General features: G+C 69.4%; 31 protein-coding genes and 1 tRNA gene. 4 read left to right on the top strand and 28 right to left on the bottom strand.

Features of this window, described 5'->3' with window-relative positions; all coding sequences use genetic code 11:
• Positions 1–3: 3 nt before the first annotated feature.
• The 21 genes from Hrr1229_RS08740 to Hrr1229_RS08640 form a co-directional block, all read right to left on the bottom strand.
• Complete coding sequence (locus tag Hrr1229_RS08740) at positions 4–537, bottom strand: 50S ribosomal protein L6 (protein ID WP_123113262.1); 534 nt, start codon at positions 535–537, stop codon at positions 4–6.
• A gap of 2 nt (positions 538–539) precedes the next feature.
• Complete coding sequence (locus tag Hrr1229_RS08735; protein ID WP_004047215.1) at positions 540–932, bottom strand: 30S ribosomal protein S8; 393 nt, start codon at positions 930–932, stop codon at positions 540–542.
• A gap of 2 nt (positions 933–934) precedes the next feature.
• Positions 935–1,108, bottom strand: a complete 174-nt coding sequence (locus Hrr1229_RS08730) for a 30S ribosomal protein S14 (RefSeq protein WP_123113263.1) — start codon at positions 1,106–1,108, stop codon at positions 935–937.
• Complete coding sequence (locus tag Hrr1229_RS08725; RefSeq protein ID WP_123113264.1) at positions 1,105–1,629, bottom strand: 50S ribosomal protein L5; 525 nt, start codon at positions 1,627–1,629, stop codon at positions 1,105–1,107. The genes Hrr1229_RS08730 and Hrr1229_RS08725 overlap by 4 nt, the downstream gene beginning before the upstream one ends.
• The gene (locus Hrr1229_RS08720) at positions 1,622–2,347 is read right to left on the bottom strand and encodes a 30S ribosomal protein S4e (RefSeq protein ID WP_123113265.1); all 726 of its coding nucleotides are present in this window, start codon (positions 2,345–2,347) and stop codon (positions 1,622–1,624) included. The genes Hrr1229_RS08725 and Hrr1229_RS08720 overlap by 8 nt, the downstream gene beginning before the upstream one ends.
• A complete protein-coding gene (gene rplX / locus Hrr1229_RS08715) occupies positions 2,344–2,700 on the bottom strand; it encodes a 50S ribosomal protein L24 (RefSeq protein WP_123113266.1) in 357 nt (118 codons plus the stop codon). The genes Hrr1229_RS08720 and rplX overlap by 4 nt, the downstream gene beginning before the upstream one ends.
• Before the next feature lie 2 nt (positions 2,701–2,702).
• The gene (locus Hrr1229_RS08710) at positions 2,703–3,101 is read right to left on the bottom strand and encodes a 50S ribosomal protein L14 (protein ID WP_094521931.1); all 399 of its coding nucleotides are present in this window, start codon (positions 3,099–3,101) and stop codon (positions 2,703–2,705) included.
• Positions 3,101–3,445 (bottom strand): 30S ribosomal protein S17, encoded by a 345-nt coding sequence (locus Hrr1229_RS08705; protein WP_123113267.1) that lies wholly within the window; start codon positions 3,443–3,445, stop codon positions 3,101–3,103. Before Hrr1229_RS08705 ends, Hrr1229_RS08710 begins: the two co-directional genes overlap by 1 nt.
• Positions 3,436–3,894 carry a ribonuclease P protein component 1 gene (locus tag Hrr1229_RS08700; protein ID WP_123113268.1) on the bottom strand — a complete coding sequence of 153 codons (459 nt, stop codon included), beginning with the start codon at positions 3,892–3,894 and terminating at the stop codon, positions 3,436–3,438. Before Hrr1229_RS08700 ends, Hrr1229_RS08705 begins: the two co-directional genes overlap by 10 nt.
• Positions 3,895–3,896: 2 nt before the next feature.
• On the bottom strand, positions 3,897–4,109 hold the full coding sequence (gene rpmC / locus Hrr1229_RS08695; RefSeq protein ID WP_094521928.1) for a 50S ribosomal protein L29: 213 nt from the start codon (positions 4,107–4,109) through the stop codon (positions 3,897–3,899).
• Positions 4,109–5,041, bottom strand: coding sequence for a 30S ribosomal protein S3 (locus Hrr1229_RS08690; protein ID WP_123113269.1), 933 nt, complete (start codon positions 5,039–5,041; stop codon positions 4,109–4,111). Before Hrr1229_RS08690 ends, rpmC begins: the two co-directional genes overlap by 1 nt.
• Positions 5,041–5,505, bottom strand: a complete 465-nt coding sequence (locus tag Hrr1229_RS08685) for a 50S ribosomal protein L22 (protein WP_094521926.1) — start codon at positions 5,503–5,505, stop codon at positions 5,041–5,043. Before Hrr1229_RS08685 ends, Hrr1229_RS08690 begins: the two co-directional genes overlap by 1 nt.
• A gap of 3 nt (positions 5,506–5,508) precedes the next feature.
• Positions 5,509–5,934, bottom strand: a complete 426-nt coding sequence (locus Hrr1229_RS08680; protein WP_123113270.1) for a 30S ribosomal protein S19 — start codon at positions 5,932–5,934, stop codon at positions 5,509–5,511.
• Positions 5,931–6,653: a 50S ribosomal protein L2 gene (locus tag Hrr1229_RS08675; protein ID WP_123113271.1), complete on the bottom strand. Its 723-nt coding sequence runs from the start codon at positions 6,651–6,653 to the stop codon at positions 5,931–5,933. Before Hrr1229_RS08675 ends, Hrr1229_RS08680 begins: the two co-directional genes overlap by 4 nt.
• 1 nt (position 6,654) lies before the next feature.
• Positions 6,655–6,909, bottom strand: coding sequence for a 50S ribosomal protein L23 (locus Hrr1229_RS08670; RefSeq protein WP_094521924.1), 255 nt, complete (start codon positions 6,907–6,909; stop codon positions 6,655–6,657).
• Positions 6,906–7,652: a 50S ribosomal protein L4 gene (rpl4p, locus tag Hrr1229_RS08665; protein ID WP_123113272.1), complete on the bottom strand. Its 747-nt coding sequence runs from the start codon at positions 7,650–7,652 to the stop codon at positions 6,906–6,908. Before rpl4p ends, Hrr1229_RS08670 begins: the two co-directional genes overlap by 4 nt.
• Positions 7,653–7,655: 3 nt before the next feature.
• The gene (locus Hrr1229_RS08660) at positions 7,656–8,672 is read right to left on the bottom strand and encodes a 50S ribosomal protein L3 (RefSeq protein WP_123113273.1); all 1,017 of its coding nucleotides are present in this window, start codon (positions 8,670–8,672) and stop codon (positions 7,656–7,658) included.
• A gap of 4 nt (positions 8,673–8,676) precedes the next feature.
• The gene (locus Hrr1229_RS08655) at positions 8,677–9,543 is read right to left on the bottom strand and encodes a putative RNA uridine N3 methyltransferase (RefSeq protein ID WP_123114877.1); all 867 of its coding nucleotides are present in this window, start codon (positions 9,541–9,543) and stop codon (positions 8,677–8,679) included.
• A gap of 188 nt (positions 9,544–9,731) precedes the next feature.
• Positions 9,732–10,676 carry a helix-turn-helix domain-containing protein gene (locus tag Hrr1229_RS08650; RefSeq protein WP_123113274.1) on the bottom strand — a complete coding sequence of 315 codons (945 nt, stop codon included), beginning with the start codon at positions 10,674–10,676 and terminating at the stop codon, positions 9,732–9,734.
• Between the two features lie 103 nt (positions 10,677–10,779).
• A complete protein-coding gene (locus Hrr1229_RS08645) occupies positions 10,780–11,058 on the bottom strand; it encodes a hypothetical protein (protein WP_158606065.1) in 279 nt (92 codons plus the stop codon).
• Positions 11,059–11,158: 100 nt separating this feature from the next.
• Positions 11,159–12,436: a PQQ-dependent sugar dehydrogenase gene (locus Hrr1229_RS08640; protein ID WP_123113276.1), complete on the bottom strand. Its 1,278-nt coding sequence runs from the start codon at positions 12,434–12,436 to the stop codon at positions 11,159–11,161.
• A 138-nt stretch (positions 12,437–12,574) separates the two neighbouring features.
• Between Hrr1229_RS08640 and Hrr1229_RS08635 the strand changes: the two genes are divergently transcribed.
• Positions 12,575–12,645 (top strand) — tRNA-Gly (locus tag Hrr1229_RS08635).
• 713 nt (positions 12,646–13,358) lie between these two features.
• On the top strand, positions 13,359–14,195 hold the full coding sequence (locus Hrr1229_RS08630) for an aldo/keto reductase (RefSeq protein WP_123113277.1): 837 nt from the start codon (positions 13,359–13,361) through the stop codon (positions 14,193–14,195).
• A gap of 33 nt (positions 14,196–14,228) precedes the next feature.
• Here Hrr1229_RS08630 and gfo6 read toward each other — a convergent pair whose 3' ends face one another.
• Together gfo6 and Hrr1229_RS08620 are read right to left on the bottom strand one after the other, a co-directional pair.
• On the bottom strand, positions 14,229–15,329 hold the full coding sequence (gene gfo6 / locus Hrr1229_RS08625; RefSeq protein ID WP_123113278.1) for a D-xylose 1-dehydrogenase Gfo6: 1,101 nt from the start codon (positions 15,327–15,329) through the stop codon (positions 14,229–14,231).
• A 115-nt stretch (positions 15,330–15,444) separates the two neighbouring features.
• A complete protein-coding gene (locus Hrr1229_RS08620; protein ID WP_123113279.1) occupies positions 15,445–15,972 on the bottom strand; it encodes a redoxin domain-containing protein in 528 nt (175 codons plus the stop codon).
• A 160-nt stretch (positions 15,973–16,132) separates the two neighbouring features.
• Between Hrr1229_RS08620 and Hrr1229_RS08615 the strand changes: the two genes are divergently transcribed.
• Positions 16,133–16,681: a VTT domain-containing protein gene (locus Hrr1229_RS08615; protein ID WP_123113280.1), complete on the top strand. Its 549-nt coding sequence runs from the start codon at positions 16,133–16,135 to the stop codon at positions 16,679–16,681.
• 39 nt (positions 16,682–16,720) lie between these two features.
• On the opposite strand, the gene Hrr1229_RS08610 is transcribed toward Hrr1229_RS08615, so the two are convergent.
• From Hrr1229_RS08610 to Hrr1229_RS08600, 3 genes are all read right to left on the bottom strand, one after another.
• Positions 16,721–18,538 (bottom strand): acyl-CoA carboxylase subunit beta, encoded by a 1,818-nt coding sequence (locus Hrr1229_RS08610; RefSeq protein ID WP_123113281.1) that lies wholly within the window; start codon positions 18,536–18,538, stop codon positions 16,721–16,723.
• Positions 18,539–18,641: 103 nt separating this feature from the next.
• Entirely contained in the window at positions 18,642–19,550 is a 909-nt protein-coding gene (locus Hrr1229_RS08605) for a class 1 fructose-bisphosphatase (RefSeq protein ID WP_123113282.1), read from the bottom strand.
• Entirely contained in the window at positions 19,550–20,353 is an 804-nt protein-coding gene (locus Hrr1229_RS08600; RefSeq protein ID WP_123113283.1) for an aldolase, read from the bottom strand. The genes Hrr1229_RS08605 and Hrr1229_RS08600 overlap by 1 nt, the downstream gene beginning before the upstream one ends.
• Before the next feature lie 234 nt (positions 20,354–20,587).
• Here Hrr1229_RS08600 and Hrr1229_RS08595 point away from each other — a divergent pair, with 234 nt between their 5' ends.
• Complete coding sequence (locus Hrr1229_RS08595) at positions 20,588–21,448, top strand: 3-hydroxyacyl-CoA dehydrogenase NAD-binding domain-containing protein (RefSeq protein WP_123113284.1); 861 nt, start codon at positions 20,588–20,590, stop codon at positions 21,446–21,448.
• 47 nt (positions 21,449–21,495) lie between these two features.
• Here the strand turns inward: Hrr1229_RS08595 and Hrr1229_RS08590 are convergent, their stop codons facing one another.
• Both Hrr1229_RS08590 and Hrr1229_RS08585 read right to left on the bottom strand, forming a co-directional pair.
• Complete coding sequence (locus Hrr1229_RS08590; RefSeq protein WP_123113285.1) at positions 21,496–22,170, bottom strand: phosphate ABC transporter permease; 675 nt, start codon at positions 22,168–22,170, stop codon at positions 21,496–21,498.
• 85 nt (positions 22,171–22,255) lie between these two features.
• Positions 22,256–22,534, bottom strand: a complete 279-nt coding sequence (locus Hrr1229_RS08585; protein ID WP_123113286.1) for a zinc ribbon domain-containing protein — start codon at positions 22,532–22,534, stop codon at positions 22,256–22,258.
• Positions 22,535–22,743: the final 209 nt, after the last annotated feature.

The following is a 22,743-nucleotide window of genomic DNA, read 5'->3' as shown; positions in this document are numbered from 1 at the left end:
TGGTTAGGCACCTCCGGTGGGCTTCTCGACGATGTACACGCCGTCCTGGAAGACGCGCGTGTCCTTGTCGGTCACCTTCGTCAGCTGTTCGATGTCGGCGGCGGTCTGCCCCACGGCCTCCTTGTCGGAGCCCGAGAGCGTGACCGTCTCGCCGTCGACCTGTACGTCCGTGTCCCCGCGGATCGGGGTGCGTCGCTGTGCTCGCTCGCCGAGGAAGTTCTCGATGACGACCTCGTCGCCCTCCACGGTCACCTGCATCGGGAAGTGGGCGTAGTACACTTCCATCGTGTACTCCCATCCGTCGGTGACGCCGTGGATCATGTTAGCGACGTGGCTCTCGAAGGTGCCGACCGTGGCGTTCGTCTTCGCGTCCTCGTTCTCGGAAGCGATCGCGACGACACCGTCCTCGACCGTGACCTCGACGTCGGGGTACCAGAGGCGTCGCGTGACGCTCCCGTTGGGACCCTCGACGGTGAGTTCGAGGTGGTCGGTCTCGGCGGAGACGTCGTCCGGAATCTCGATTTCGACTCTGTTCATTATTAGTAGACGTATGCGATCACTTGGCCGCCGATGCCCTCTTCGCGGGCCTCGTAGTGGCTCATGACGCCGTGGCTCGTCGTGACGATGAGCGTCCCGTAGTCACGGGCGGGGAGGTACCGCTTCTCCCACTTCTCGAACTCGTCCGCGCCCGCGGAGTAGCGGGGCTTGACGGCGCCACACTCGTTGATCGCGCCTTTCAGTTCGACCTCGAACTTCCCGGCCTTCCCGTCGTCGACGTACTCGAAGCCGTCGACGTACCCGCGGTCGTAGAGGACCTCGAGGACGGAGCCGATGATGTTGGAGGCGGGCTCAACCGTGTACGACAGGTGGCCAACGCTCTCGGCGTTGTCCATGCCGGCGAGCGCGTTGGTGAATGGATCGTTTCCTGTCATGATCAGCTGTACTTCTCGAATCCCATGTCTCGGGCGACCTCGCGGAAACACTGCCTGCAGAGGTTGATGTCGTACTTGCCGACAAGCCCCTGCTCGCGGTCGCACCGCCGGCAGGTGTGCCGGGTGCTGGTGCGCTTCGCCGCGTGCTCGCCCGTGTCGTTGTTCGCTTCGCTCATTCCGTTACCTCTACGTCGAAGTTCGTTTCGAGGAACGCGGCCGCGTCCTCGGCTGTCATCCGGTGTTTCTCCGGGATCGATGCGGTCGCCTTGTCCCGCTTCGACACGCGGTAGCCGGGCCGGACGATCGTCGTCGTCACGTCGAGCCCGTAGATACCGATGTTGGGGTTGTACTCCTGGCTCGGGAAGTCGGTGTGGTCCTCGACCCCGAAGCTCAGGTTGCCCGTGTCGTCGAACTGGCTCTGAGAGACGTCGACGGTGTCGAGCGCGGTCGCGAGGAACTCGTGTGCGTCCTCGCCCCGCAGCGTCACCTTGACGCCGATCGGGTCGCCCTTGCGGATCCCGAACTCGGCGATGGTGCGCTTTGAGGTGGTCCGGACCGACTGCTGGTCCGTGATCTCCTCGATGATCTCCTCGGCGTCGGCGAGCGGCTCACCGCCCTCCCCGACGCCCATATGGACGACGACCTTCTCGAGGTACGGCTCGCGCATCTCGTGTGAGGCGCTTTCGGCTTCACTCATCCGAATCACCCGTCTCCTCGGCGTCGTCGCCGGTGAAGTTCTCGTCGATGACGACGAGGTACTCCTCGACCGTCTCGTAGCCGTCGCCGTCGTCGGCGACGTAGACGGTGTTCGAGCCCGAGCCGAGCGTCACGTCGATGTCGTCGACCTCGCCGATCCGACCGGCGTGCTGGCCGGCGACGGCGGTGACGAGCGCGCCCTCCTCGTACTCGAAGTGGGCGACGATCTCCTTGGACTCGTTGTCGATGACGATCGAGTCCTTGGTGTCGTACGGCGCGTCGGCGTCGACGCGCACGTTCGTCCCGTCGTGGAGCGTCAGCTGGACGGCGCCGCCGGGGACGACCGACTTGTTCGTGATCTTCCCGAGCCGGCTGCCCGCGGCCTCCTCGTCGACGGAGGTCAGCGCGAGCCGACCGCCCTCGTCGGGGAAGACGCGGAAGAACTCCCCGCGCTCGGAGAACGCCAGGATGTCGAACATCCCGATCGGACGCTGCTCGTCCGACACCGCGTCCCCGTTGACGAGGACCGAGTCGTTGTTCAGCGCGTAGCGCGCCTCCTTCGTCGAGTCGACGTAACCGAGCACGTCCCGCAGCAGGACGACGAGCGGAACGCCCGCCTCACCGTGCGGGCCGGCGCCGGCCTTGACGGTGAACGTGTTGGTCTTGCGCTCGACCGGCCAGGAGTTCGGTACTGCCAGTCGCTTCTGATGTCGCGTCATTCGTTATCCTCCTGGAGCCGCGCCTCCCGGCGTTCGTCCTCCAGGTCCAGTTCGATCACCCGGACGTTGCTCGCCGGGATGGGACGGGGAACCTCCTCCCCGTCCGCCTTCTCGACGGTGACGTCCTCGACGGTGATCCGTTCCGCGGACAGGTCGACGGCGACGACTTCCGCCTCCGTCCCGGCCGCGTCGCCCCGGAGCACCTCGACGGTGTCGCCGGCGTTGACGCGGACGTTGCGCTGTCCGTACTCCTCGCGGAGGTCGTCCGTGAGGGTGGCCCGGACCTGGTTCTGCCGCTCGTGGAGCGGCGCGGTCTCCGACCGTTTTCGCTGTTTGCGTGGCTGTTTCGTCATGATTAGACGATCATCGTCGCGGTCGAGGCGATGCTCCCGAATCGTTCGGCGACCTCGCGGGCGACGGGGCCCTTGATCTCGGTGCCCCGCGGCTCCTCGAGGTCGTCGATGATGACGGCCGCGTTGTCCTCGAACTTCACGCGGGTCCCGCTCGGACGGCGGATCGGCTTGCGCTGGCGGACGACGACCGCCTCCAGCACCTGCCGCCGCATCTCCGGGGTCCCCTTGGTGACCGAGACGGTCACCTTGTCGCCGATACCTGCCTTCGGGTGGCGGTTCTTCGTGCCGGAGTAGCCGGCGACGGAGATCACCTTCAGCTCACGGGCGCCGGTGTTGTCGGCGCACGTGATGAGCGAGCCCTTCGAGAGGCCCTGCGTGACGTCGGCCTTGAGCGCCTCCATCACTGATCACCCGACAGGTTCTCGACGACGACGTGGGACTTCGTCTTCGAGAGCGGTCGCGTCTCCGCGATCGTCACTTCGTCACCGACTTCGAGCGAGTCGAGCACGCCCGGCACGTGAGCCGGGATGCGCGAGCGACGCTTCATGTACCGGTCGTATTTCGGTACGAACACGTCGTATTCTCGCTCGACGATGACGGTCTTTTCCATATCCGTCGACACGACCGTTCCCTCACGGGTCTGGCCGCGGACGGAGAGCTGCCCGTAGAACGGGCACTTCTCGTAGTCGTAATCCTCCGGGTTGTCTGGCTCCGGAGGCGTGGGTACGTCGATTCCTATCGCCATTGTGTGACACCTCGTTCGGTGCGTTCGGCGGGTCGATGCCGCAACCGATCGCCATCCACCGTTACGTAGACCGCGTCTTTGCACTCGCCGCGGTGGCTCGCCGGACCCGCGCCGTCACCGGTGACGACGCTTGTGGACCCGGACGGGCCAGACTGACGGGGGCGGACCCCCGTAGTATCCGACCCGAGTTGGGACGCGGACCCCGACGACTGCGCGTCGCCGGCGGCTTCATCTGTGCGGACGGTCGGGACATCGACGACCGCGAACTCCAACGTCGCGCCCGACTTGGGCACGCGTTTGTCCCCCGACGGCGTTCGGACCACGAGGGTACCGAACGTCTCGGACAGCACGCGGCCGGCGATGCCCACGTGGGCGTCGCTGGCGGCGTCGGCCACCCGAACCGGGAGGCCGACGAGTTCGTGCCGAACGAGTGTATCGGGGGATATCATCGTTATTCGTCGTCGAAGTCGCCTTCTTCCTGCTGGATCGTCTTGATCCGCGCGATCGTCTTCTTCAGCTCCTTCACGCGGCCCGGGCTCTCCGGCATGCCGCCGGCGGCGCGCTGCGCCTTGGAGTTGAGCAGCTCGGTCTCGAGCTCCTCGAGCTCCACCTGCCGCTCGGCCGCCGTCATGTCGCGGATCTCGTCGGTGTACAGGATCGCCATTATTCGTCCTCCTCCTCGTCGTCTGCGGCTTCCATCTCCGCGACGAGATCGGCCGCCTCGGACTCGATGTCCTCGTCGAGCTCGTCGATGTCGTCCGCGTCGGCGTCGCCGACCGGTTCCTCGGCGGCGACGTCAGTCGCCTCCGTGGCCGTCTCCTGCGTCTCCTCGACGACCTCCTCGACGACCTCCTCGTCGATGACGTCGGTGGGGTCCTCGTCGGGCACCTCGACGTCCTCGTCGTCGCCGACGTCCGGCACCTCCTCGGGCTCCTCCTCGAGGAGCGCCTCGACGCCCTCGTCGTCGCCCGCGGCGGCCTGCTCGACCTCCGGGACCTCGGCGTCCTCGCGGATGTCGAAGTCGTCCGGGAGCTCCGCGCCCGGCGGGATGATCTTCACGTTGACGCCGATCGTCCCGAGCTTCATCACCGCGACGCCCTGGCCGTGGTCGACGACCTCCTCGGCGGGCTCGCCGTTGTGCTTGATGTAGCCGCGGTTGAACTTCTCGACGCGCGAACGCGCGCCGGTGACCTTTCCGGAGAGGACGATCTCGGCGCCTAACGCGCCGGCGTCCATGATCCGGTCGATCGTCGTGTGACCGGCCTTCCGGAAGTACCAGCCGCGTTCGAGGGCGTTCGCGAGACGGTCCGCGACGATCTGGGCGTTCAGGTCGGGCTCGTCGACCTCCTGAACGTCGATCTGCGGGTCGTCCATGTCGAAGCGGTCCTCGAGCTCGGTGGTGATCTTGCGGATGTTCTTCCCGCCCTTCCCGATCACCATGCCGGGCTTCTCGGCCTTCAGGACGATCTGCGTGCCCATCGGCGTCTTGGCGACGTCCATGCCGCCGTAGCCGGCTCGGCCGAGCTCGTCCGCGAAGAACTCGTTGATCTGTGAACGGCGCAGGCCGTCCTCGATGAATTGGTGTTCGTCAGCCATTATTCGTCGGCCTCCGGGTCTTCGATGATGAGTTCGACGTCGGCGAGGGTGGTGTTCCACTGGGTGGCGCCCGCGGCTCGCGGGTTCCGCCCGGGTCGCTCACCGACCTTGTGGGGGGCGACGTGTTTGATAACCATCTCGTCGCCGTCGAACCCCTGTTCGGTCGCGTTGTTCTTGACGTTCTCTAAGAGCTTGAGGAAGTCCTTGGCGGCCTTCTCGGGGTAGCGTCCCGCGTCCCAGCCGTCGATGTCGGAGCGGTGGCCCGCGCCGGCGTTGTGCTGGCGCATCGGGACCGACGTCTCCTCGTCGATGACTTCCTGGAGGAACTCCTCGGCGTCGGCGACGGTCTCGCCTTTGATCTCCCGGGAGATCTCCTTGCTGTCCTTCACGCTGATGGGCCGGTCGCGGAGCATCCCCTTGGCGGTGGTCTCCGGGTCGGCCTCGACGCTGTAGTTGATTCCCATGGGTTACTTGAGGGGCACGAACTTCGAGGACCGGGTCGCGCCGATGCCGGCCTGACCGTGTTCGACGGTGCTTCGCGTGAGGTGGAACTCGCCCAGGTAGTGTCCGATCATCTGGGGTTCGACCTGCACGCGCTCGAAGCTGTGTCCGTTGTACACGGAGAAGGTGACGCCGACGAACTCCGGAAGGATCGGCATGTCGCGCAGATGCGTCCGGATCGGATCGTCCGCCGTCGTCTCCTTGTCGCGGCTCCGCACCGTCTCCAGCAGCTTCTGCTGTTCGGTGCCGAGGCCGCGAACGATACTTCGCCGCTGGCGTGCGGGGAGCAGTTCCGCGACGTCTTCGACGTCCATCTCCTGCAGCTCGTCGAGCGAGTGACCGCGGTAGGCGAACTCCTTGCCCTCGCGGCCGGTTCGGTAGTTGGAACTCATTTGTTGCCACCTCGTCCGGTGCGCTTGGATGCGATGTCACCCACCTTCCGTCCCGGCGGGGCGTCCCGCGAGACGGACTTCGGCTGACCGGGGTGTTGGCGACCGCCCCCGCCGAAGGGGTGGTCGACGGCGTTCATCGCGACGCCGCGGACGCGCGGGTATTTGGTCCCGCGCGCCTTCATCTTGTGGTGCTTGTTACCGGCCTTGACGAAGGGCTTCTCCGTCCGGCCGCCGCCCGCGACCACGCCGATCGTGGCGCGGCACTGCGGGTCGAGCCGCTTCACTTCCCCGCTGGGGAGCTGAACGACCGCGACGTCGCGGTCGTGGGTGAGAAGCGTCGCCGACACGCCGGAGGCGCGCGCGAACTTCCCGCCGTCCCCGTGGTTGCTCTCGACGTTACAGACCGGCACGCCCTCGGGGATCTCGGCCAGCGGGAGCGTGTTCCCGGGCTTGATCTCCGCGCTCACGCCGACCTGGATCGTCTCGCCCACGCGCACGCCTTCCGGCGCGAGCACGAGCCGACGGTCGTCGTCCTCGAACTCGATCTCCGCGAGCGGAGCCGAGCGGGCGGGGTCGTGTTCGATCCCGACGATCTCGCCGGTGATCGTGTCCACGTCCTCGAGCTTCTTGTGCGACAGTTCCGCCTTGTAGCGGTGGGAGGGGGCCCGGAACGTCGGGCCGCCGCGTCCACGCCGCTGTCCTTGAATTCGTCGTCCCATATCAGAACACCCCGATGCGCGAGGCGATTTCGGTCGCGTCGTCGTCCTCGGAGAGCGTGACCGTCGCCTTCTTTTTGCCCTTCGAGGTCACCTGCGTGTTCACGTCGGTGACGGTGACGTCGTAGCGGTCCTGGACCTCCTCGCGGACCTCGGGCTTCGTCGCGTCGATGTCGACGAGGAACAGCAGCTTGTTCTTGAAGTCCATCTCGTTCATCGCCTGCTCGGTGACGAGCGGGTGCTCGATGATGGAGTTCATCGGTCTGCCACCTCCTCGATCGCGCTCTCGGTCCACAGCGTGAGTCGCCCCGGGTGTCCGCCGGGAGCGAGGTCCTCAGCGTTGACCTCGCCCGCGGTCGCGACGTCGACGCCCGAGAGGTTCCGGGCGGCGCGGGACGGCTCCTCGCTGGTGACGACGAGGACGGACTTGGGCTGGCTGTACTTGCGACCGCGGGTCTTCCCGCGGCCGGACCGCACGGAGCGGCCCTCCTCGGCGCGCTCGATGTCGGCGTCGGCGCCGACGGCCTCCAGCACGCCCAGGGCCTCCTGGGTCTTCTGGAGGTCCTCGAACTCGTCCGAGACGACGAGCGGGAGCGCCAGGTCCTCGTCGAACGCGTGACCGCGCTCGGCGACGAGCTCGGCGTCCGTGGTGGCCGCGACGGCCGACCGGATCGCGAGCTGTCGCTCCTTGTCGTTCAGTTTCTTCGTCTGGTCCTTCTCGGCCTTCGGCGGGTGCGCGGCGCGGCCCGAGACGGCGCTCGGGACGCGGCGGGCGACGTTCTCGGAGCGCGGGATGTGCGCGAGCCCGCGCCCGGAGCCGAACGACTCCGCGGGGGTTCGCAGCCCGGCGAACTCGTCGGCACCGTAGGCCTGCTTCCGGTTAGCCTGTGCGGCGGAGACCGCCCGACCGATGAGGTCCGGTCGGAACGCGGTCTCGAAGATCGCCGGCAGCTCGACGCTGCCCGCGTCCCCGCCGTCCAGGTCGTGTACTGTTGCGTTCATGTATTATCCCTGGTTGGATGCGGTGGATACGTACCGGACCTCGGGGTCGAGGCGCGGCTGGTCGTTCGGCCGGATGGCCGGGCGGAATCGCAGCAGGCGCTGGTCCGGTCCGGGCAGCGAGCCCTTGATGAGCGCGTACTCGCCGTCGACCTCGCCGTAGTTGACGAAGCCGCCGTCGACGCTGGCGTCGTCGCCCTCGCCGAAGTCGATGAGGCGCTTGTTGAGCTCGGTGCGCTGGTGGTAGCCGGTCTGCCCCTGCTGGGGCACGGTGGAGCGCACGCGGGAGGGGTTCCACGGACCGAGGTTGCCGATCCGGCGCCGCCATCCCTGGCGGGCGTGTTTGCCCTTCCGCTTCTGGACGCCCCAGCGCTTGACGGGGCCCTGGGTCCCCTTCCCCTTCGTGATGCCCGAGACGTCGGTGTACTGACCGGCGCGGAAGACGTCGCCGAACTCGTGGGCGCCGCCCTCCCCGACCAGGTCGAGCCCGAACTCGACGCGCTCCTCGAGGGAGCCGCCGCCGACTCGGGTCTCCATGACGTCGGGCTTCTTCTTGGGGATGTTCGCGAGCTCCGAGGGGACGGTGTGAGTGATGACGCGGACATCGTCGACGACGTCGTCGTCGAGCAACGCGCGCAGCTCTTCTGCGTCTTCCTCGAAGGTGTCTTCCGCCGGGAGGTCGAGGGCGCGGTCGAGCTCCTCGTGGAACTCGGTCGCCCAGACCTCTTCGACCGGCTTCTTTCCGTACGCCGTCTGTTCGTAGGCGCGCAGGGCCACCGCGTACATCGGCGGCGTCTCGACGACGGTGACGGGAACGGACGTTTCCATCCCCTCACGCGGCGAGTTGGCCTCGTCGTTGACCATAACGACGTGCGTCATTCCGGCCTTGTAGCCGGCGAATCCCTGCAGCGCGGGGGCTCCGTCGTCGTCGGGCCACGAGCGAATGCGCGGGACCTCGCGGTCTGCGCGGGTACGCGGGCCGTAGCCCAGCGAGCCTTTTCGTGGTCGGCTTGGTTGTGGCATGTGTTTACTCCGTGAGTGTGAGCGAGCCGAGAGTCACGAACAGAGCCTCCTCCGTCCGGACGACCTCGCTCGCCTGTGCCGGGATCGTGTTCAGCCAGAGGTCGAACCCCGGATCGGGTTCGACCGAGCGGCCGTCGGCAACGGCCGCCCGAATGCCGTCGGGCGAAAGCCCGAGCATCTCCGGAAGCCCTCGCTCGGGCGCGCCGAAGGCGACGGTGTAGCCGCCGGCCTCCCGCGCGTCCGAGACGATGCCGCCGAGCCGCGAGACGGAGAGTTCCTCCCCGTGTCGCGACGTCGCGACGGCCAGTCCGTCGCCGGCGAGCGCTTCCGACAGGTCCGCTTCCACGACCTGGAAACCGTCCTCCGGCTTCCCGGTGATGCGGGCGCGGACCGGTTCTCTCGAAGAGACCCTGATGGTGACGCGCTCCCCCTGCTCGACCTCCATTCCGGAGGGCACGAGCAGGGAGATCGGGTGTTCCCGCAGCGGGGAATTGACCCGGACGCGGCCTTCAGGTCCGACCTCGGTCACGAGTCCCTGTGTTTTCGACTCTTCCCCGTCTGGGGTCGAGCCGGTCCGCCACGGCACGCGGAGCGGCGGGAGCACGCCGGCGTACCGGAGCTCGTCGCGCTCCCCCCAGAGGTCCTTGCGGAGCCCCGGAGGGGTCGCGGCGTACCCCAGCACGGTCCGAACGTACTCGCCGCCCCGTCGCCGCTCGCCTTCCCCGTCTGGGAAGACGACCAGTCGATCCGCCCGGAACACCGCCGCCGCACGGGCGACGTAGCCGAGTTTGCGAGTCGCCTCGCGATCGTCCTCGGCCTCCCGGACGACCGAAGACGGAACACAGATCGTGAGTCCGTCTTCGGTACGCATCGTGGCGAGACTGTACCCCTCGATTTCGGACGGCACCGTAAAAGGATAGCGGTCCCGTTTCCGGGCTGTGGGGCGTTCACACGGGGTCTGGCGGGGGATTCGGCCCGCGAATCGAGAGAGTCGGTCACACGGAGCGGGCCGCGGCGGCCGCCGGGAACGCGACCGCCGGCAGCGACGACGGCGACGATCTACGACGACACGTCGACGATCTCGCCGCTCTCGTCGACGCGAAGCGCGAGTTCGTCGCCGTCGAGGGAGAACGTGAGCGTCACGCGGAGGGGGTCCATCGATCCGATCGCCTCGTCGTATTCGCTGAAAAAGCGGTCGAACAGGCGGACCGACCGCGGCGCGAGCGGATCGATGTCGTGGTCGAGCATGAATCCCAACAGCGCGGGCGACGACAGGAGCCCGAGGGCCGCGGCGCTCCCGACGTGGTAGGGGCAGTTCGTGCACGAGGCCCGGAACACAACCGCGAAGCTGGACCGGCAGTTCGAGCAGGTCCCGTCGTCCTCGTGGTCGGGACAGGCGTCCAGTTCGGTCTCGACGGTCGCCGCGCACCGCGGGCAGATGCCGGTTCCGACCGCGAGGAGCTCGACGACCGTCCAGGCGTGGGCCGCGCGGAACGCCTCCTCCGCCTCGCGGTTCCGGAGTCCGGCCGGCGGGAACGGAAGCCGCCCGAGGTACCCCGATTCCGGCTCTTCGGCGGCGTCGACGCGACCCGACGACCGCTCCCACCGGTTCTCACAGCCCGGGCAGAACACCTCGATGCTCCCGTCGCACCACCGGATCTCCAGCCGCCCGTCGCAGGCGGGGCAGCGGTCGTCGATCGACGTGCGTTCGAAGTCGGGGTCGTCGGTGACTGCCCCGGAGCGGATCGCCTCGACGACCCGTCGACCGGGGTGATCGAGCGCGTAGCCGGCCTCGTCTTTCCGGACGAAGTGGCCGCGGAGCTCGCCGAGGTGGTAGTTGAACCGCGACGTGTCCTCGACCGGCAGCCGGTCGTACAGCTCGGAGAAGGCGAGCGGCTCCGCGGCGTCGCCGAGGGAGCGTAGGATCCCCACCCGGACCTCGTCGCCGAGCGCGGCGAACGCCTCGTCCGGCGACAGCCGCCCGTCCGCGTCGTTCGCCGTCATGACGGTCCCGCGTTCGACCGGCCGGCGTATAGGTCCTTGCGTGCGGGTACCCGGACGCTCGGTCGCGGACGGCCGCGGGCGAACGCGGCGGCCCGTCGGCGGGTCACGCTTCGAGACAGACGTCGGTCCCGGGCATGCAAACCGGACGCACGTCCCGCTCGCGCGCCGCGCGCCGCAGACGGCCGGCGAGCGGTCTCGCGCCGTAGCGGACCCCGAGGACCGTCGCGCCGACGGCGGCGCTCGCGGTCGGGTACGAGACGGCGACGAGGAGGCCGATCAGGGCCGCGAGCAACAGCGCCGTCGCCGACACGGGCGAGATCGCGCTCGCGCCGGGGACGGGGTTCGGTTCGCCGCGGGCCAGTCGTTCCGCGTCTGGTCGCATACGAGACCCGTGGGTCGGACGACACTTAATGATAATCTGGATGATATTTTTGTAACGCTCCCTACGTAAATTCAGTTAAGCGGGCCGCGGGGGCGCGGCGTCAGTCCGGAACGATCCGCGCGACCGGCGCGTCGGCGTCGTCGACGGCGACGTAGAGGTGGCCCGTCGACGGCTCGACCGCGAGCGCCCGGACGCGCCAGCCGCGGTCGGCGAGCAGGGGATCCCGCTCGGTCACGGTAGCGGCGGCGGCGCCCGCGCCCTCGACCGTGAACCGGCCGAGGTACCGCGCCGCGAGCGTGCCGGCGAACAGGTCGCCTCGCCACGCGGGGAACGCGCCGCCGTCGTAGAAGACCGCCCCGCTCGGCGGGAAGCCGCCGGAGCCGCACGGCCAGTAGTGGACCGGGGCGATCACGTCGCCGCGCTCCCGGTGGCTCGGGGCGACGCGCTCGTCGGTGCCGTACCGACACGCCTCGCTCGTGATCGGCCACCCGTAGTTGCCGCCGCGCTCGATCACGTTGATCTCGTCGCCGTCGCGCTCGCCGTGCTCGCACTGCCAGACCGCCCCCGTCTCGGAGCGGACGGCCATCGCCTGCGGGTTCCGGTGGCCGTAGCTGTAGATCGCGTCCGCCGCGTCCGGCTCGTCGACGAACGGGTTGTCCGGGTGCGCGTCGCCGTCGGGCGTCAGCCGGAGCGTCGATCCGAGCTCGTTCGAGAGGTCCTGCGAGACGTGCTCGGCGTCGAAGTCAGTGTCGCGCCGGTCGCCGACGGTGACAAACAGCGCCCCGTCGGGCCCGAACGTCGCCCGCGACCCGAAGTGCAGGTCCGTGTCGCGGAACGGCTCGGCGACGCGGATCGCCTCGAACCCCGAGAGCGCCGGGGCGTCCGTGTCGAGGCGGCCGGCGCCGACGTGGGTCGTCGCGCCGCTCCCGTCGGCAGGAGAGTCCTCCGCGGCCGCCGAGTACGTGAGGTACACGCGGCGGTCGTCCGGGTAGTCGGGGTGGACAGTGACGTCGAGCAGCCCGCCTTGGCCCTCCGCGAACACGTCGGGCGCGCCCGCGATCGACTCGATGGCTCCCGATCCGGGGTCGACGAGCGAGAGCCGGCCGGGCCGCTCGGTGACGAGGAGGCGCCCGTCGCCGGGGAGGAAGGCGAGCCCCCACGGGTTCTCGAACCCCTCCGCGACGCGCTCGACCGCGTACTCGACGTCGTCGCCGTCGTCCGGCGGGGCGTCGTCGCCGTCGCTTCCGGTGCCGCCGTCGCCGTTCGCGCCGTCGGCACCGCCGCCGCCGAGACAGCCGGCGGTCGAGAGGACGGCGAGCCCGCCGGTCGCTCGGAGGACGCTGCGTCTGTCGGCGATGTGGGCGGATCGGCGCGTCATGTGGGTCGTCTCTGTGTGCGTCTTGGTCGGGAGCCCGATGACGCTTCCGGCGGTCGGCGAGCGTCGAGATCCAGTCCCGCCGCCTATCGTTCGGAACCCTTATATCTCCGACTCGGGCTATATGGAAATGCGAAGCACGCACCGGTAGTGTAGTGGTATCACGCAACCTTGCCATGGTTGCAACCCGAGTTCAAATCTCGGCCGGTGCACTCCCTTCGGTCGTGCACCGCCCTGACTCCCCGCTCGCATTGCTCGCGGGGAGTCTCGGCCGGTGCATTTTCTAACTGACTCCGTCAGTTAGCGTTCGCTTCACTCCGCTCAGCGAACTCGCGAACGAAGTGAGAGAGGTCACCGAGCGATTTGAACTCAGAAAGACGCAGTCGCTCGCTTATAAACGGTTGGCTGCGGGTCGCCGGAGAACACCTCCAAAGCCCCGGCCGCGAGGACTCGCGCGGCTTGTTGCGCTCCTCGCTCAGTCGCTCGCGCTCCCTCGCTGCGGTGCTTACTGCGCCGTGCTTCGCCCTTCCGAGAGACTTCGTCTCTCGTCTTCCGCTCGCTCCGCTCGCGAGAATCGCGACTGCCCCTTTGAGTCCCACCCCCACAACCGCACCGCAGCCTCACACCTCCCCAGCCTCGCCGCGGCCGCCGGTGGCGGGCCGCGGGCTCCCTCGCGCGTGCGACTCGCGCCCACTGGGCGCTCGTCGGCACGCGCCACCGCCTCGTATTTATAAGCGATCGTCGCCGTCGCTCATGGATTTCAAATATCGTATCCTCGTCGACGGCCGCGACACCCACTCTCGCTATCGCTCGCCGCTGTGTCCGTCTTGGCGGCAGCCGTGTCGCGAGGTCTCTTTCCGAGGATTTCAACGGAGCCGTTCCCGGACCGGTAGTTTCAATCGGCGATCCGCCGAACCCGTGGCGTGTGACCGTACCAACGAAGACGCTCCCGAGCGGCGCCGAGCTACCGGGGCTCGGACTGGGCACGTACGACCTCGACGACGACCAGACGGCCGAGAGCGTCCGCGCGGCGCTCGACGCGGGCTACGCGCACATCGACACCGCCGAGGGGTACCACAACGAAGCGGTCATCGGCGACGTCCTCGCCGAGTACGACCGCGACGACGCCTTCCTCACCTCGAAGGTGCTCGCGAAGAACCTCAACTACGAGTCGGTGATCGAGTCGTGCGAGGCGTCGCTCGACCGGCTCGGCACCGACTACCTCGATTTATACCTCGTCCACTGGCCCAACCCGGCCATCTCGCTGCGCGAGACGCTCCGGGCGATGGCGGAGCTCCGCGACCGGGGCCTCGTCCGCGACGTCGGCGTCTCGAACTTCAGCGCCTATCAGCTCAGCTGCGCGCACCACGTCTCGGACGTGCCGATCGCGGTCAACCAGATCGAGTTCCACCCGTACTTCCAGCGGCCCGACCTCGTCGACTACTGCCGCGAGTCCGACACCGTGATCGAGGCGGCGGCGCCGCTCGCGCGGACGGACGTGTTCGGCGACGAGGTCGTCGCCGAGCTCGCCGAGGAGTACGACAGGAGTCCCGCACAGGTCGTGCTACGGTGGGCGGTCGACCGCGGCGTGGTGCCGCTGCCGCGGTCGTCGACGCCGGCCCACGTCCGGGCGAACGCCGACCTCGACTGGGAGCTCGACGACGCCGACCGGCGGCGGCTCGACGAGCGCGACCGCGACGAGCCGGTGTACGACACCCCGGCCCGCGACTGGACGAGCGACGTGTACGGGATCGAGCAGTAGCGGGCCGCGGTCACCGACCGACGCGCCCCGACCTCACGCCGCGTCCCCGTCGAGCGTCACCGGCCGGCCGGTCTCGGCCGACTCGTAAATCCCGTCGAGGGCGCGGGCGTCCGCGAGGGCGTGTTCGCCGTCCGGGTGGAACGGCTCGTCCGCCAGCAGCTGGTGGCCGAAGTACGCGAACTCCTCTTCGATCTGGTGGACCTGGTCGAAGTCGACGTCGACGCGGGTCCCGTCTCGAACGACGGCGAACCCGCGGTCCTCTCGCTCGTAGAAGGCCGGGTCTAAGATTAGTCTGGCCTCCGTGCCGGTGACCTCCAGCCGGCTCGCGTGCTGGGCGTTCTGACTCACCGAACACAGCGCGTCGACGCCGCCCGGGAACTCCAGCCGGAACGTGGCGTCCTCGTCGACGTCGGCGAACGCCTCGTGGCGCGTGTGGGTCCGCCCGGAGACGCGGACCGGGTCTTCACCGAGCACGAACCGAGTCGTGTTGAGCGGGTAGACGCCGAGGTCCATGAGCGCGCAGCCGCCGGACAGCTCCGAGTCGAGCCGCCACTGGTCCGCGTCGCCGTCGAGCTCGCCGAGCATCGTCTGCGACATCGCCGCGTGGACGCCGACCACGTCGCCGGCGACGCCCGCGTCGAGGAGCTCGCGGAGCCGCCGGACGGCGGGGTCGGTCTGCATCCGGTAGCCGACCATCAGGGGGACGTCGGCGTCGCGACAGGCGGCCACGAGCCGGCGGGCGCGGTCCAGCGTCGCCTCCAGCGGCTTCTCGCAGAGGACCGCCTTGCCCTGCTCCGCGGCGGCCCGGACGTACTCCAGGTGGGTCGCGTTCGGCGTCGCGACGTACACCGCGTCGTACGCGTCGGCGACCGCGCCCGAGCGGAGCGCCTCCGGGGTGACACCGGTCACGTCGCGCTCGGCGGCGACCGCCTCGACCGCCTCGGCGTCGACGTCGGTGACGACGGTCGCCTCGGTGTACGCCGACCGCGCGATCCCGGGCAGCGCCCAGTCCCGGGCGAACCAGCCGAGGCCCACGACCGCGATCCGGACCGGGTCCGTGACGGCCTCCGGGTCGAGCGTCTCCCAGTCTCGGCGCGTGAACTCGTCGAGGTACTCCGCGAAGTCGCCTTCCATACCGGGGAGTCGGCGCGGGGGCGTGAAATAACCCCGGCGACGGCGATCGGTCGGCGCCGGTGGCCGGCGACGCGGGCGCGGTCGGCATCGGTGGCCTGCGACGCGGGCGCGGAAGTCACCACGGGCCGTCGTAGTTCACCCGCGGCCGGTCGACGTCGACCCCGAGGTCGCGGAGCTCCGCGGTGGCGTTCTGGACGGGCGAGGGGGCCGGGCGGTCGAGCGCGTCCGTCGTCGCCTCGGCGAACCGAACGGTCCAGTCCCCGGCGATCACGACCGTCGCGCGGCGCGGAATCCGAGAGTGCCCCTCCCACGACTCCGCGACCAGGTCGTACGAGTCGGCGACCCCGCCGTGGAAGTCGGAGACGACGGGGAAGGGGAGGTCGAACCGATCGGCGTACGCGAACCCCGAGTACAGCGAGTCGCCGGTGAGCGCGGCGACGGCGAGGTCGTCGCGCTCGTGCCAGCCCGCGTCCCGCACCGCGGCGAACTCGGCCGTGCAGGTCGGGACGAAGTTCGCGGGAGCGAAACAGAGCGCGACCGCCGCGTGGCCGTCGACGAGCCGGAACAGCTCCAGCTCCGCGGCCGTCCCGCCGGTGACCGCGGGGGCGATGAAGTCCGGCGCCTTGCGGCCGACGTCTATCACGGGTGACACGTACGAACGCGACTGATAAATACCCACCCCTGAGCTCTCGGGGGCATCGGGGAGTGAGGAGGTGTCAGATGAGGCGATTAAACACCGGTGTGACCGCTGAGAGCATCGCTCACGGTGTAAGAGCTTTACGTGTGCCCGACCGACGTGAGGCGTGTTCAGCGCCCACGCCGCGACCGCGCTCGCCCTCGTCGAGGGCTACGGGGCCGTCGCGGTCTTCGCCGTGTTCGCGCTCGAGGGCGCCCTCGTCGGGAAAGTGCTGCCGGCGCGGACGCTGTTCGTCGCCGCGGTGGTCGCAGTCGGCGTCGAGGCGGTCGCGGTCCTGCCGGTGTTCGCCGCGGCGGTGATCGGCGCGACCGTCGGCCAGTCGGTCGTCTTCGCGGCCGTCCGGCGGTTCGACGTGGACCCCACGTCGCTCCCCCTCGTCCCGGTCGGCGAGAGGCAGCTCGACGGCGCGGGCCGCTGGTTCGACCGATGGGGGCTCCCCGCGGTGGCGGCCTCGAACGCGGTCCCCGGGACGCGCGGGTGGCTCGCCGTCCCGACCGCGAACGCCTCGTCCGTCTCCGCCCCGCGGTTCGCCGCCGCGTCGCTGGTCGGATCCGCCGCGTACGTCGGCGCGCTGCTGGCGGTCGGGATCGGAGTGGCGCTCGGCGTCGGGAGCGCGACCGAGCTCCTCGGCGCCGAGTGGGTCGCGGCTTTATAAGGGCAGACCGCCGGCGCGTCGGCGCTTCGTGCGCTCCGCTCAGAGAACCGTTCCGTGTTTCTTGTCCGGCAGGTCCTTCTCCACGTCCTCGTAGAACGCGAACCGCGCCGCGAGCTCCTCGCGGAGGGTCGAGGGAGCCACGATCTCGTCGATGACGACCTCGCTCGCCATCCGGTGGATGTCGATGTCCTCGCGGTACTCCTCGCGGAGCCGCGCCTCGGTCTCGGCACGCTCCTCGGGATCGTCGATCTCGGCGAGCTTCCGGGCGTAGACGGCGTTGATCGCGGCCTCGGGACCCATGATACCGATCTCGCCCGAGGGGAGGCCGATGACGCTCTCCGGGTCGTAGGCGGGCCCGCCCATCGCGTAGATCCCCGCGCCGTACGCCTTCCGAGTGACGACGGTCTGTTTGGGGACCGTCGCGGAGGAGGTGGCGTAGATCATCTTCTTCCCCTTCTCTAAGATCGCGTCCTGCTCGACCTGCGACCCGGCCATGAACCCCGGCGTGTCACAGAGGTACAGCAGGGGGACCTCGTAGGCGTCGCAGGTCCAGATGAACTCCGCGGCCTTCTCCGCGGCGTCCGGGAAGATGGCGCCCGACCGCTCCGTCGGCTGGTTGGCGACGACGCCGACGGGGCGCCCGTCGATCCGGCAGAACGCCGTGACGATCTCCGGGCCGTACCCCTCCTTCAGCTCGAAGACGGACTCCGCGTCGGCGACCCGGTCGAGCAGGTCGCGGACGTCGTACGGGCGGTTCGGCGACTCGGGGATCAGCTCGTCGATCCCCTCGGGCGAGTATTTGGGGGGTTTCGTCTCCCGTTGCGGGGGTTTCTCTCCGGCCCGATCGGGGAGGTAGCCGATGAGGTCGGCGACGAGCTCGCGGGCGTGCTCCTCGTCGCGGGCGACGAGGTCCGCCGAGCCGGACTCCTCGGCGTGGACGCGCGGGCCGCCGAGATCCGCCATCTCGATCTCCTCGCCGGTGACCATCTTCACCATCCGCGGCGAGGCGATCGCCATCGCGGACATCCCCTCGACCATCACCGTGAAGTCGGCGAAGACGGGCGTGTACGCCGCGCCGGCGATACAGGGGCCGTACAGCACGCAGATCTGCGGCACCGCGCCCGACAGCATCGAGTGGTTGTAGTAGTACTTCCCGATCCCCTCGCGGTTGGCGAAGAAGCCGCTCTGCTGGTCGATCCGCCCGCCCGAAGAGTCCATCAGGTAGAGCACGGGCTTGCCCGTCTTCAGGGCGCGCTGCTGCATCCGAAGGAACTTCTCGACGCCCTTCGCGGCCATCGACCCCGCCTTCACCGTGAAGTCGTTGGCCATGAAGTGGACGTCGCGCCCCTCGAACTCCGCGGCGCCGGTGAGCAGGCCGTCGCCGGGGAGGCGGTCGCCGGAGTCGGACCCGTCCCCCTCGTCGTCGGCGTCGCGGTTCGGCGCGTTCGGGTGCCAGTCGTCGAACGCGGCGAACTTCCCGTCCTCGAAGCGGAGGCCCGCCGGGTCGCCGTCGGTCGCGCTCGCGTCGCCCGCGCCGCGCGTCCCGCCCTCGCCGCCGAACCAGAGGTCGAGCCGGTCGCGGACGAACAGCTTCCCCTGCTCGGGGAGCCGCTCGCGGTACTTCTCGGGGCCGCCCTCCAGGATGTCGTCGATCTCGGCCCGGAGGTCGCGCTCGCGGTCGGTGGGGCCGAGGTCGTCGTCGAGGGGGTACGCCGTCTCGGGCGGCTCGGCGCTCGCGGCGGGCTCCGCGGCCTCGCCGACGTGGACGTCGACGTCGACGCCGAGGTGTTCGGCGAGCGACTTCGCGATCGCCTCGGCCTCCTCCGGCGTCGCCGCCGCGCCGACGTGGACTTTCATGGACGCAAGATTTGCGGTAGATCCTAAACAGTTTTCCATGCGGGTTTGCCGGCGTCCCGCGGGTCGGTGTTTAAACAGTAGTTAAAAGGGCGAACCGCGCCGCTCAGTCCAGCGCCGCCTGCAGCCGCTCGACCAGCTCCTCGTTGCCGACGTACAGCGGGACGCGGTCGTGGACGCCCTCGGGCTCGACGTCGAGGATGTCGATCTCCCCGTCGGTGGCGGCCCCGCCGGCCGCTTCGATGATGTACGCGATCGGGTTCGCCTCGAAGGAGAGCCGGAGCTTCCCCTCGGGCGCGTCGACGAGGGCGGGGTACGCGAAGATCCCGCCGTAGGTGAGCACCTGGTTCACGTCGCCGACCATGGCGCCGCCGTACCGGAGCTTCAGCTCGTCCTCGATCTCGCGGGCGTAGTCGGTGAAGTCGTCCGGCCAGTCGGGGACGCGCCCGCCGAAGCCGTAGACGAGGGGGTCGTCGGGGAGCCGCAGGTCGTCCTCGACGGTCGACCGGTCGACCCCGCCGTCGTCGCTCGTGACGACCTCCTCGCGGACGCCCGACTCGTCGGCGACGACCATCGTCGTGATCGGGCCGTACAGCACGTACCCGGCCGCGACGAGGTCGCGGCCGGTGGCGGGCAGCGGGGCGTCGTAGACGCCGACCACGGTGCCCATCGCGTTGTTCGACCGGAGGTTCGAGGAGCCGTCGAGGGGGTCGATTGCGACCGCGTAGGCCCCCTCGCCGACCGCGCCGCCGGCGTCGACGGCGGCCTCGCGCTCCTCGCTGACGAACGAGCCGACGCCGTCGATCGCGGTGATCGCCTCGCCGAGCAGCTCGTCCGCGTACAGGTCGCCGGCCAGGACGCTCTCCCCGGAGGGGTTGTCCGTCCCGCTCTCGACGCGGCGCCCGGGGAGCGCGGCGCGGATCTCGGGGGCCGTCGCGGCGACCGCGTCGAACACCGCCTCGACGACCGAGTCCGCGTCGGCGGGGTCGCCGACGTCGGCGTCGGGATCGGTCATCAGTCGTCGCTCTCGGCGATGGTCAGCGCCTCGGCCGGATCGACCTCCTGGAAGATCACGGCCTCGAGCGCGTCGAGGATGCGCTCGGGGTTATCGCGCTGGAAGACGTTTCGGCCGACGGCGATGCCGGTGGCGCCCGCGTCGATGGCGTTCGAGACGTTCCGGAGGAACTCCTTGTCGTCGCGCATCGTCCCGCCGGACATCACGACGTCGGCGGGGCCGGCCATCTCGACGGCGTGGCCCATCGCCTCGGCGGAGCCGGGGTACTTCACCTTCACCACGTCGGCGCCGAGCTCCAAGCCGAGCCGCGCGCCGTACGAGATGACATCCGGGCTCCCGTCGTTGCGGAGCCCCTGTCCGCGGGGGTACGACCACATGACGACGCCCATGTCGTGCTCGCGGGCGCCCTCCTGTGCCTCCCGGAACTCCTCGGCCATCTCGATCTCGTGGTTCGAGCCGCCGTAGACGGTGAACCCGATCGCGTCGGCGCCGAGTCCGGCGGCGTATTCCGCCGTGCAGTTGACCGCGCTGTCCGGTTCGCCCATCCAGAGGTTCGAGGTCCCGTTGAGCTTCAACAGGAGGTTCACCTCGTCCTCGTAGTCGGGGTAGTACGCCTCGGCGAGCCCCTTCTGGACGGCCAGCGCGGTGACCGCCTCGTGGGTGCCGAGCTCGAAGATCCGCTCGGGGTCCGCCGTGTCGGGGTTCGGTTCGAAGTCGACGGGACCGTGCTCGATCCCGTGGTCGTACGCTAAGATCAGCGATTTGCCGTCGCGCTCGATGTCGTCGGCGGCGTGAGGAAGCATCAGTTCGTACTCCCGTTACATCGATAAAAAACACTATGGTCGATCCGGCGGACGTAAAGAAACGGAATCAGCGGTGTCCGCGCGGTTCGCCGCCATTCGTGACGGATCCGGGATGCCATAATATTACTACTCAAGTAGTTAATTATCAATCAGTCGTAACGAACGCCCGCCCGGCCTGTCGCCCTCAACCGCGAAGCCGCAATACTTACCATCCGCGGCGCGGCAGCGACCCCCATGCGGGAGCTATCCGACATCGACGTCGTCGGCGTGGTCGGGGCCGGCACGATGGGCAACGGGATCGCGCAGGTCGCCGCGACCGCCGGCTACGAGGTCGTGATGCGCGACATCGAGGACGAGTACGTCGAACGAGGGCTCGACAGCGTCGCGGACAGCCTCGACCGGCTGGCGTCGAAGGACGCGCTCGACGAAGAGCCGGCGGCGATCCGCGACCGGATCGCGGCCACCACCGACCTCGACGATCTCGCCGACGCCGACGTCGTCGTCGAGGCGGCGGTCGAGGAGATGGCCGTGAAACGCGATATCTTCGCCGACCTCGACGACGTGACCGACGACGATGTCGTCCTCGCGACGAACACCTCGACGCTGTCGGTCACGACCATCGCGAGCGCCACGGACCGCGCGAGCGACGTGATCGGCCTCCACTTCATGAACCCGGTGCCGATCATGGACGGCGTCGAGGTCGTCGTCGGGGAGCGAACGGCGGACGCGGTCGTCGAGTTCGCGCACGCCTTCGCCGAGGGGCTCGGCAAGGAGACGTGGGAGGCCGACGACAAGCCCGGCTTCGTCACGAACCGGATCCTGATGCCGTGGATCAACGAGGGCGTCCGCGCCTTCGACGAGGGCGTCGCCGACAAGGCCGACATCGACCGCGGGATGACGCTCGGGACGAACGTCCCGATGGGCCCGTTAGAGCTTGCCGACCACATCGGGCTCGACGTCGTGTTAGACGCCAGCGAGACGCTTCACGCCGAGCTCGGCGACCGTTACAAGCCGGCGTACCTCGTCAAGCGCAAGGTGGAGGCCGGCGACCTCGGGAAGAAGACGGGGCGCGGCTTCTACGAGTACGACGAGTAGGGGGAGACGAGGGAGGCGGAGCGACCGGCGAGCGCCGGGAGCCCGACTCAGGCGCCCTTCGCGTCCCGGTCGTCGTCGGCGGTCCACCGCCGCGCGCCGGGGAGGAAGCCGACCAGCTTCGTCACGTAGCCGAACCGGAACAGCCCCAGCTGCGAGAGCGCACCGAGGACGAAGACGGCGAGGAACGCCGGGTCGGCGACGTCGAACAGCAGCGGCTCGACCGACGTCTGCGCGGTGGCCGCGTCCAGCGTCGCGGGGGTGATCGACCGCGACGCGAACGCCGCGCCGATGAACGCGGTCGAGACGACGAGCGTCGTCCGGCTCAACACGAACCCGAACAGCGCGCCGACGGCGACGCCCGCGAGCGTCGCGCCGACCAGCAGCAGCGTCCCCTCCATCCCGGCGGCGTCGGCCGCGTACAGCGGGCCGACGGCGAACCGGCCGGCGAAGCCGCCGACCAGGCCGCCGATGGCGACGACGGCGAAGGAGAGTCCGGCGTACGCAAGGAAGCCGCCGATCGCGGCCCCGACGGCCACGCCTGCGGCGGTCAGGACCAGCCCGTCGACCGCGATCAGTCCGGCGAGGCTCGGCGCGGCGAGGTAGCCCGCGCCGCCCCCGACGAGCAGCCCGGTCAGCGTGACGGCGTAGACGGAGACCGCGGCGCCGACGAACGCGAGGAGCAGCCCCGCGACGACGAGTCCGGCGTTGACAGGGGTGAGCATACGTCCGCTTTGTCGCCGGCGACGGTTAAAAGGCGACGGACCGATCGGCGGCGGTGGGGACGGCGGAGTTGCGTCTCTCTCGCGGTCACCGCGCCTGCCGCCCGGCCTGCCGGTCGACATGGCGGGTGTAGCCGCCGACCGCGAGGCCGAAGCCGACGACGAGCAGCAGGAAGCCGAGCAGGCGGCTCGTCCCGACCGTCAGCATCGCGAGGAGCAGCCCGAAGGCGAACGCGAAGACGCCGGCGACGACCACCGCGACGTCCACGAGCGGCGACGGCTGGACCGCCTCGCAGTGGGGGCAGACCCGGGCGTCGCTCGGGATCGGCTCCCGGCAATCGACGCAGTGGACCCGGTCGTTCGGCACGTGGACGAGGTTTGCGAGTCATAAACTTATAAGCGAGTGACTGCTACGCCGGTGATGCTCACCGTGCTCTCTGCTGATCATTTATAAGCAAGCCTCGTTCGATCGGCTCTGAACGCCTCCAACGCCCCAGCCGCTCGTTTATAAGTGGTTGCTGAGAGACCGGCGGTGAACGTTTTCAAAGCCCCAGCCACGAGGGCCGCGCACGCTCG

Origin of the sequence: Halorubrum sp. CBA1229, assembly GCF_003721435.2 — an archaeon.
Taxonomy (GTDB): domain Archaea; phylum Halobacteriota; class Halobacteria; order Halobacteriales; family Haloferacaceae; genus Halorubrum.
The sequence above is the reverse complement of the archived record's forward strand: the minus strand, read 5'-3'. Positions and strand labels throughout refer to the sequence as shown.

Coding starts and splice junctions, on each gene's coding strand:
- Hrr1229_RS08740 (WP_123113262.1), bottom strand. CDS start 537: ATGAACAGAGTCGAAATCGAGATTCCGGACGACGTCTCCGCCGAGACC.
- Hrr1229_RS08735 (WP_004047215.1), bottom strand. CDS start 932: ATGACAGGAAACGATCCATTCACCAACGCGCTCGCCGGCATGGACAAC.
- Hrr1229_RS08730 (WP_123113263.1), bottom strand. CDS start 1,108: ATGAGCGAAGCGAACAACGACACGGGCGAGCACGCGGCGAAGCGCACC.
- Hrr1229_RS08725 (WP_123113264.1), bottom strand. CDS start 1,629: ATGAGTGAAGCCGAAAGCGCCTCACACGAGATGCGCGAGCCGTACCTC.
- Hrr1229_RS08720 (WP_123113265.1), bottom strand. CDS start 2,347: ATGACGCGACATCAGAAGCGACTGGCAGTACCGAACTCCTGGCCGGTC.
- rplX (WP_123113266.1), bottom strand. CDS start 2,700: ATGACGAAACAGCCACGCAAACAGCGAAAACGGTCGGAGACCGCGCCG.
- Hrr1229_RS08710 (WP_094521931.1), bottom strand. CDS start 3,101: ATGGAGGCGCTCAAGGCCGACGTCACGCAGGGCCTCTCGAAGGGCTCG.
- Hrr1229_RS08705 (WP_123113267.1), bottom strand. CDS start 3,445: ATGGCGATAGGAATCGACGTACCCACGCCTCCGGAGCCAGACAACCCG.
- Hrr1229_RS08700 (WP_123113268.1), bottom strand. CDS start 3,894: ATGATATCCCCCGATACACTCGTTCGGCACGAACTCGTCGGCCTCCCG.
- rpmC (WP_094521928.1), bottom strand. CDS start 4,109: ATGGCGATCCTGTACACCGACGAGATCCGCGACATGACGGCGGCCGAG.
- Hrr1229_RS08690 (WP_123113269.1), bottom strand. CDS start 5,041: ATGGCTGACGAACACCAATTCATCGAGGACGGCCTGCGCCGTTCACAG.
- Hrr1229_RS08685 (WP_094521926.1), bottom strand. CDS start 5,505: ATGGGAATCAACTACAGCGTCGAGGCCGACCCGGAGACCACCGCCAAG.
- Hrr1229_RS08680 (WP_123113270.1), bottom strand. CDS start 5,934: ATGAGTTCCAACTACCGAACCGGCCGCGAGGGCAAGGAGTTCGCCTAC.
- Hrr1229_RS08675 (WP_123113271.1), bottom strand. CDS start 6,653: ATGGGACGACGAATTCAAGGACAGCGGCGTGGACGCGGCGGCCCGACG.
- Hrr1229_RS08670 (WP_094521924.1), bottom strand. CDS start 6,909: ATGAACTCCATCATCGAGCACCCGCTCGTCACCGAGCAGGCGATGAAC.
- rpl4p (WP_123113272.1), bottom strand. CDS start 7,652: ATGAACGCAACAGTACACGACCTGGACGGCGGGGACGCGGGCAGCGTC.
- Hrr1229_RS08660 (WP_123113273.1), bottom strand. CDS start 8,672: ATGCCACAACCAAGCCGACCACGAAAAGGCTCGCTGGGCTACGGCCCG.
- Hrr1229_RS08655 (WP_123114877.1), bottom strand. CDS start 9,543: ATGCGTACCGAAGACGGACTCACGATCTGTGTTCCGTCTTCGGTCGTC.
- Hrr1229_RS08650 (WP_123113274.1), bottom strand. CDS start 10,676: ATGACGGCGAACGACGCGGACGGGCGGCTGTCGCCGGACGAGGCGTTC.
- Hrr1229_RS08645 (WP_158606065.1), bottom strand. CDS start 11,058: ATGCGACCAGACGCGGAACGACTGGCCCGCGGCGAACCGAACCCCGTC.
- Hrr1229_RS08640 (WP_123113276.1), bottom strand. CDS start 12,436: ATGACGCGCCGATCCGCCCACATCGCCGACAGACGCAGCGTCCTCCGA.
- gfo6 (WP_123113278.1), bottom strand. CDS start 15,329: ATGGAAGGCGACTTCGCGGAGTACCTCGACGAGTTCACGCGCCGAGAC.
- Hrr1229_RS08610 (WP_123113281.1), bottom strand. CDS start 18,538: ATGAAAGTCCACGTCGGCGCGGCGGCGACGCCGGAGGAGGCCGAGGCG.
- Hrr1229_RS08605 (WP_123113282.1), bottom strand. CDS start 19,550: ATGACCGATCCCGACGCCGACGTCGGCGACCCCGCCGACGCGGACTCG.
- Hrr1229_RS08600 (WP_123113283.1), bottom strand. CDS start 20,353: ATGCTTCCTCACGCCGCCGACGACATCGAGCGCGACGGCAAATCGCTG.
- Hrr1229_RS08595 (WP_123113284.1), top strand. CDS start 20,588: ATGCGGGAGCTATCCGACATCGACGTCGTCGGCGTGGTCGGGGCCGGC.
- Hrr1229_RS08590 (WP_123113285.1), bottom strand. CDS start 22,170: ATGCTCACCCCTGTCAACGCCGGACTCGTCGTCGCGGGGCTGCTCCTC.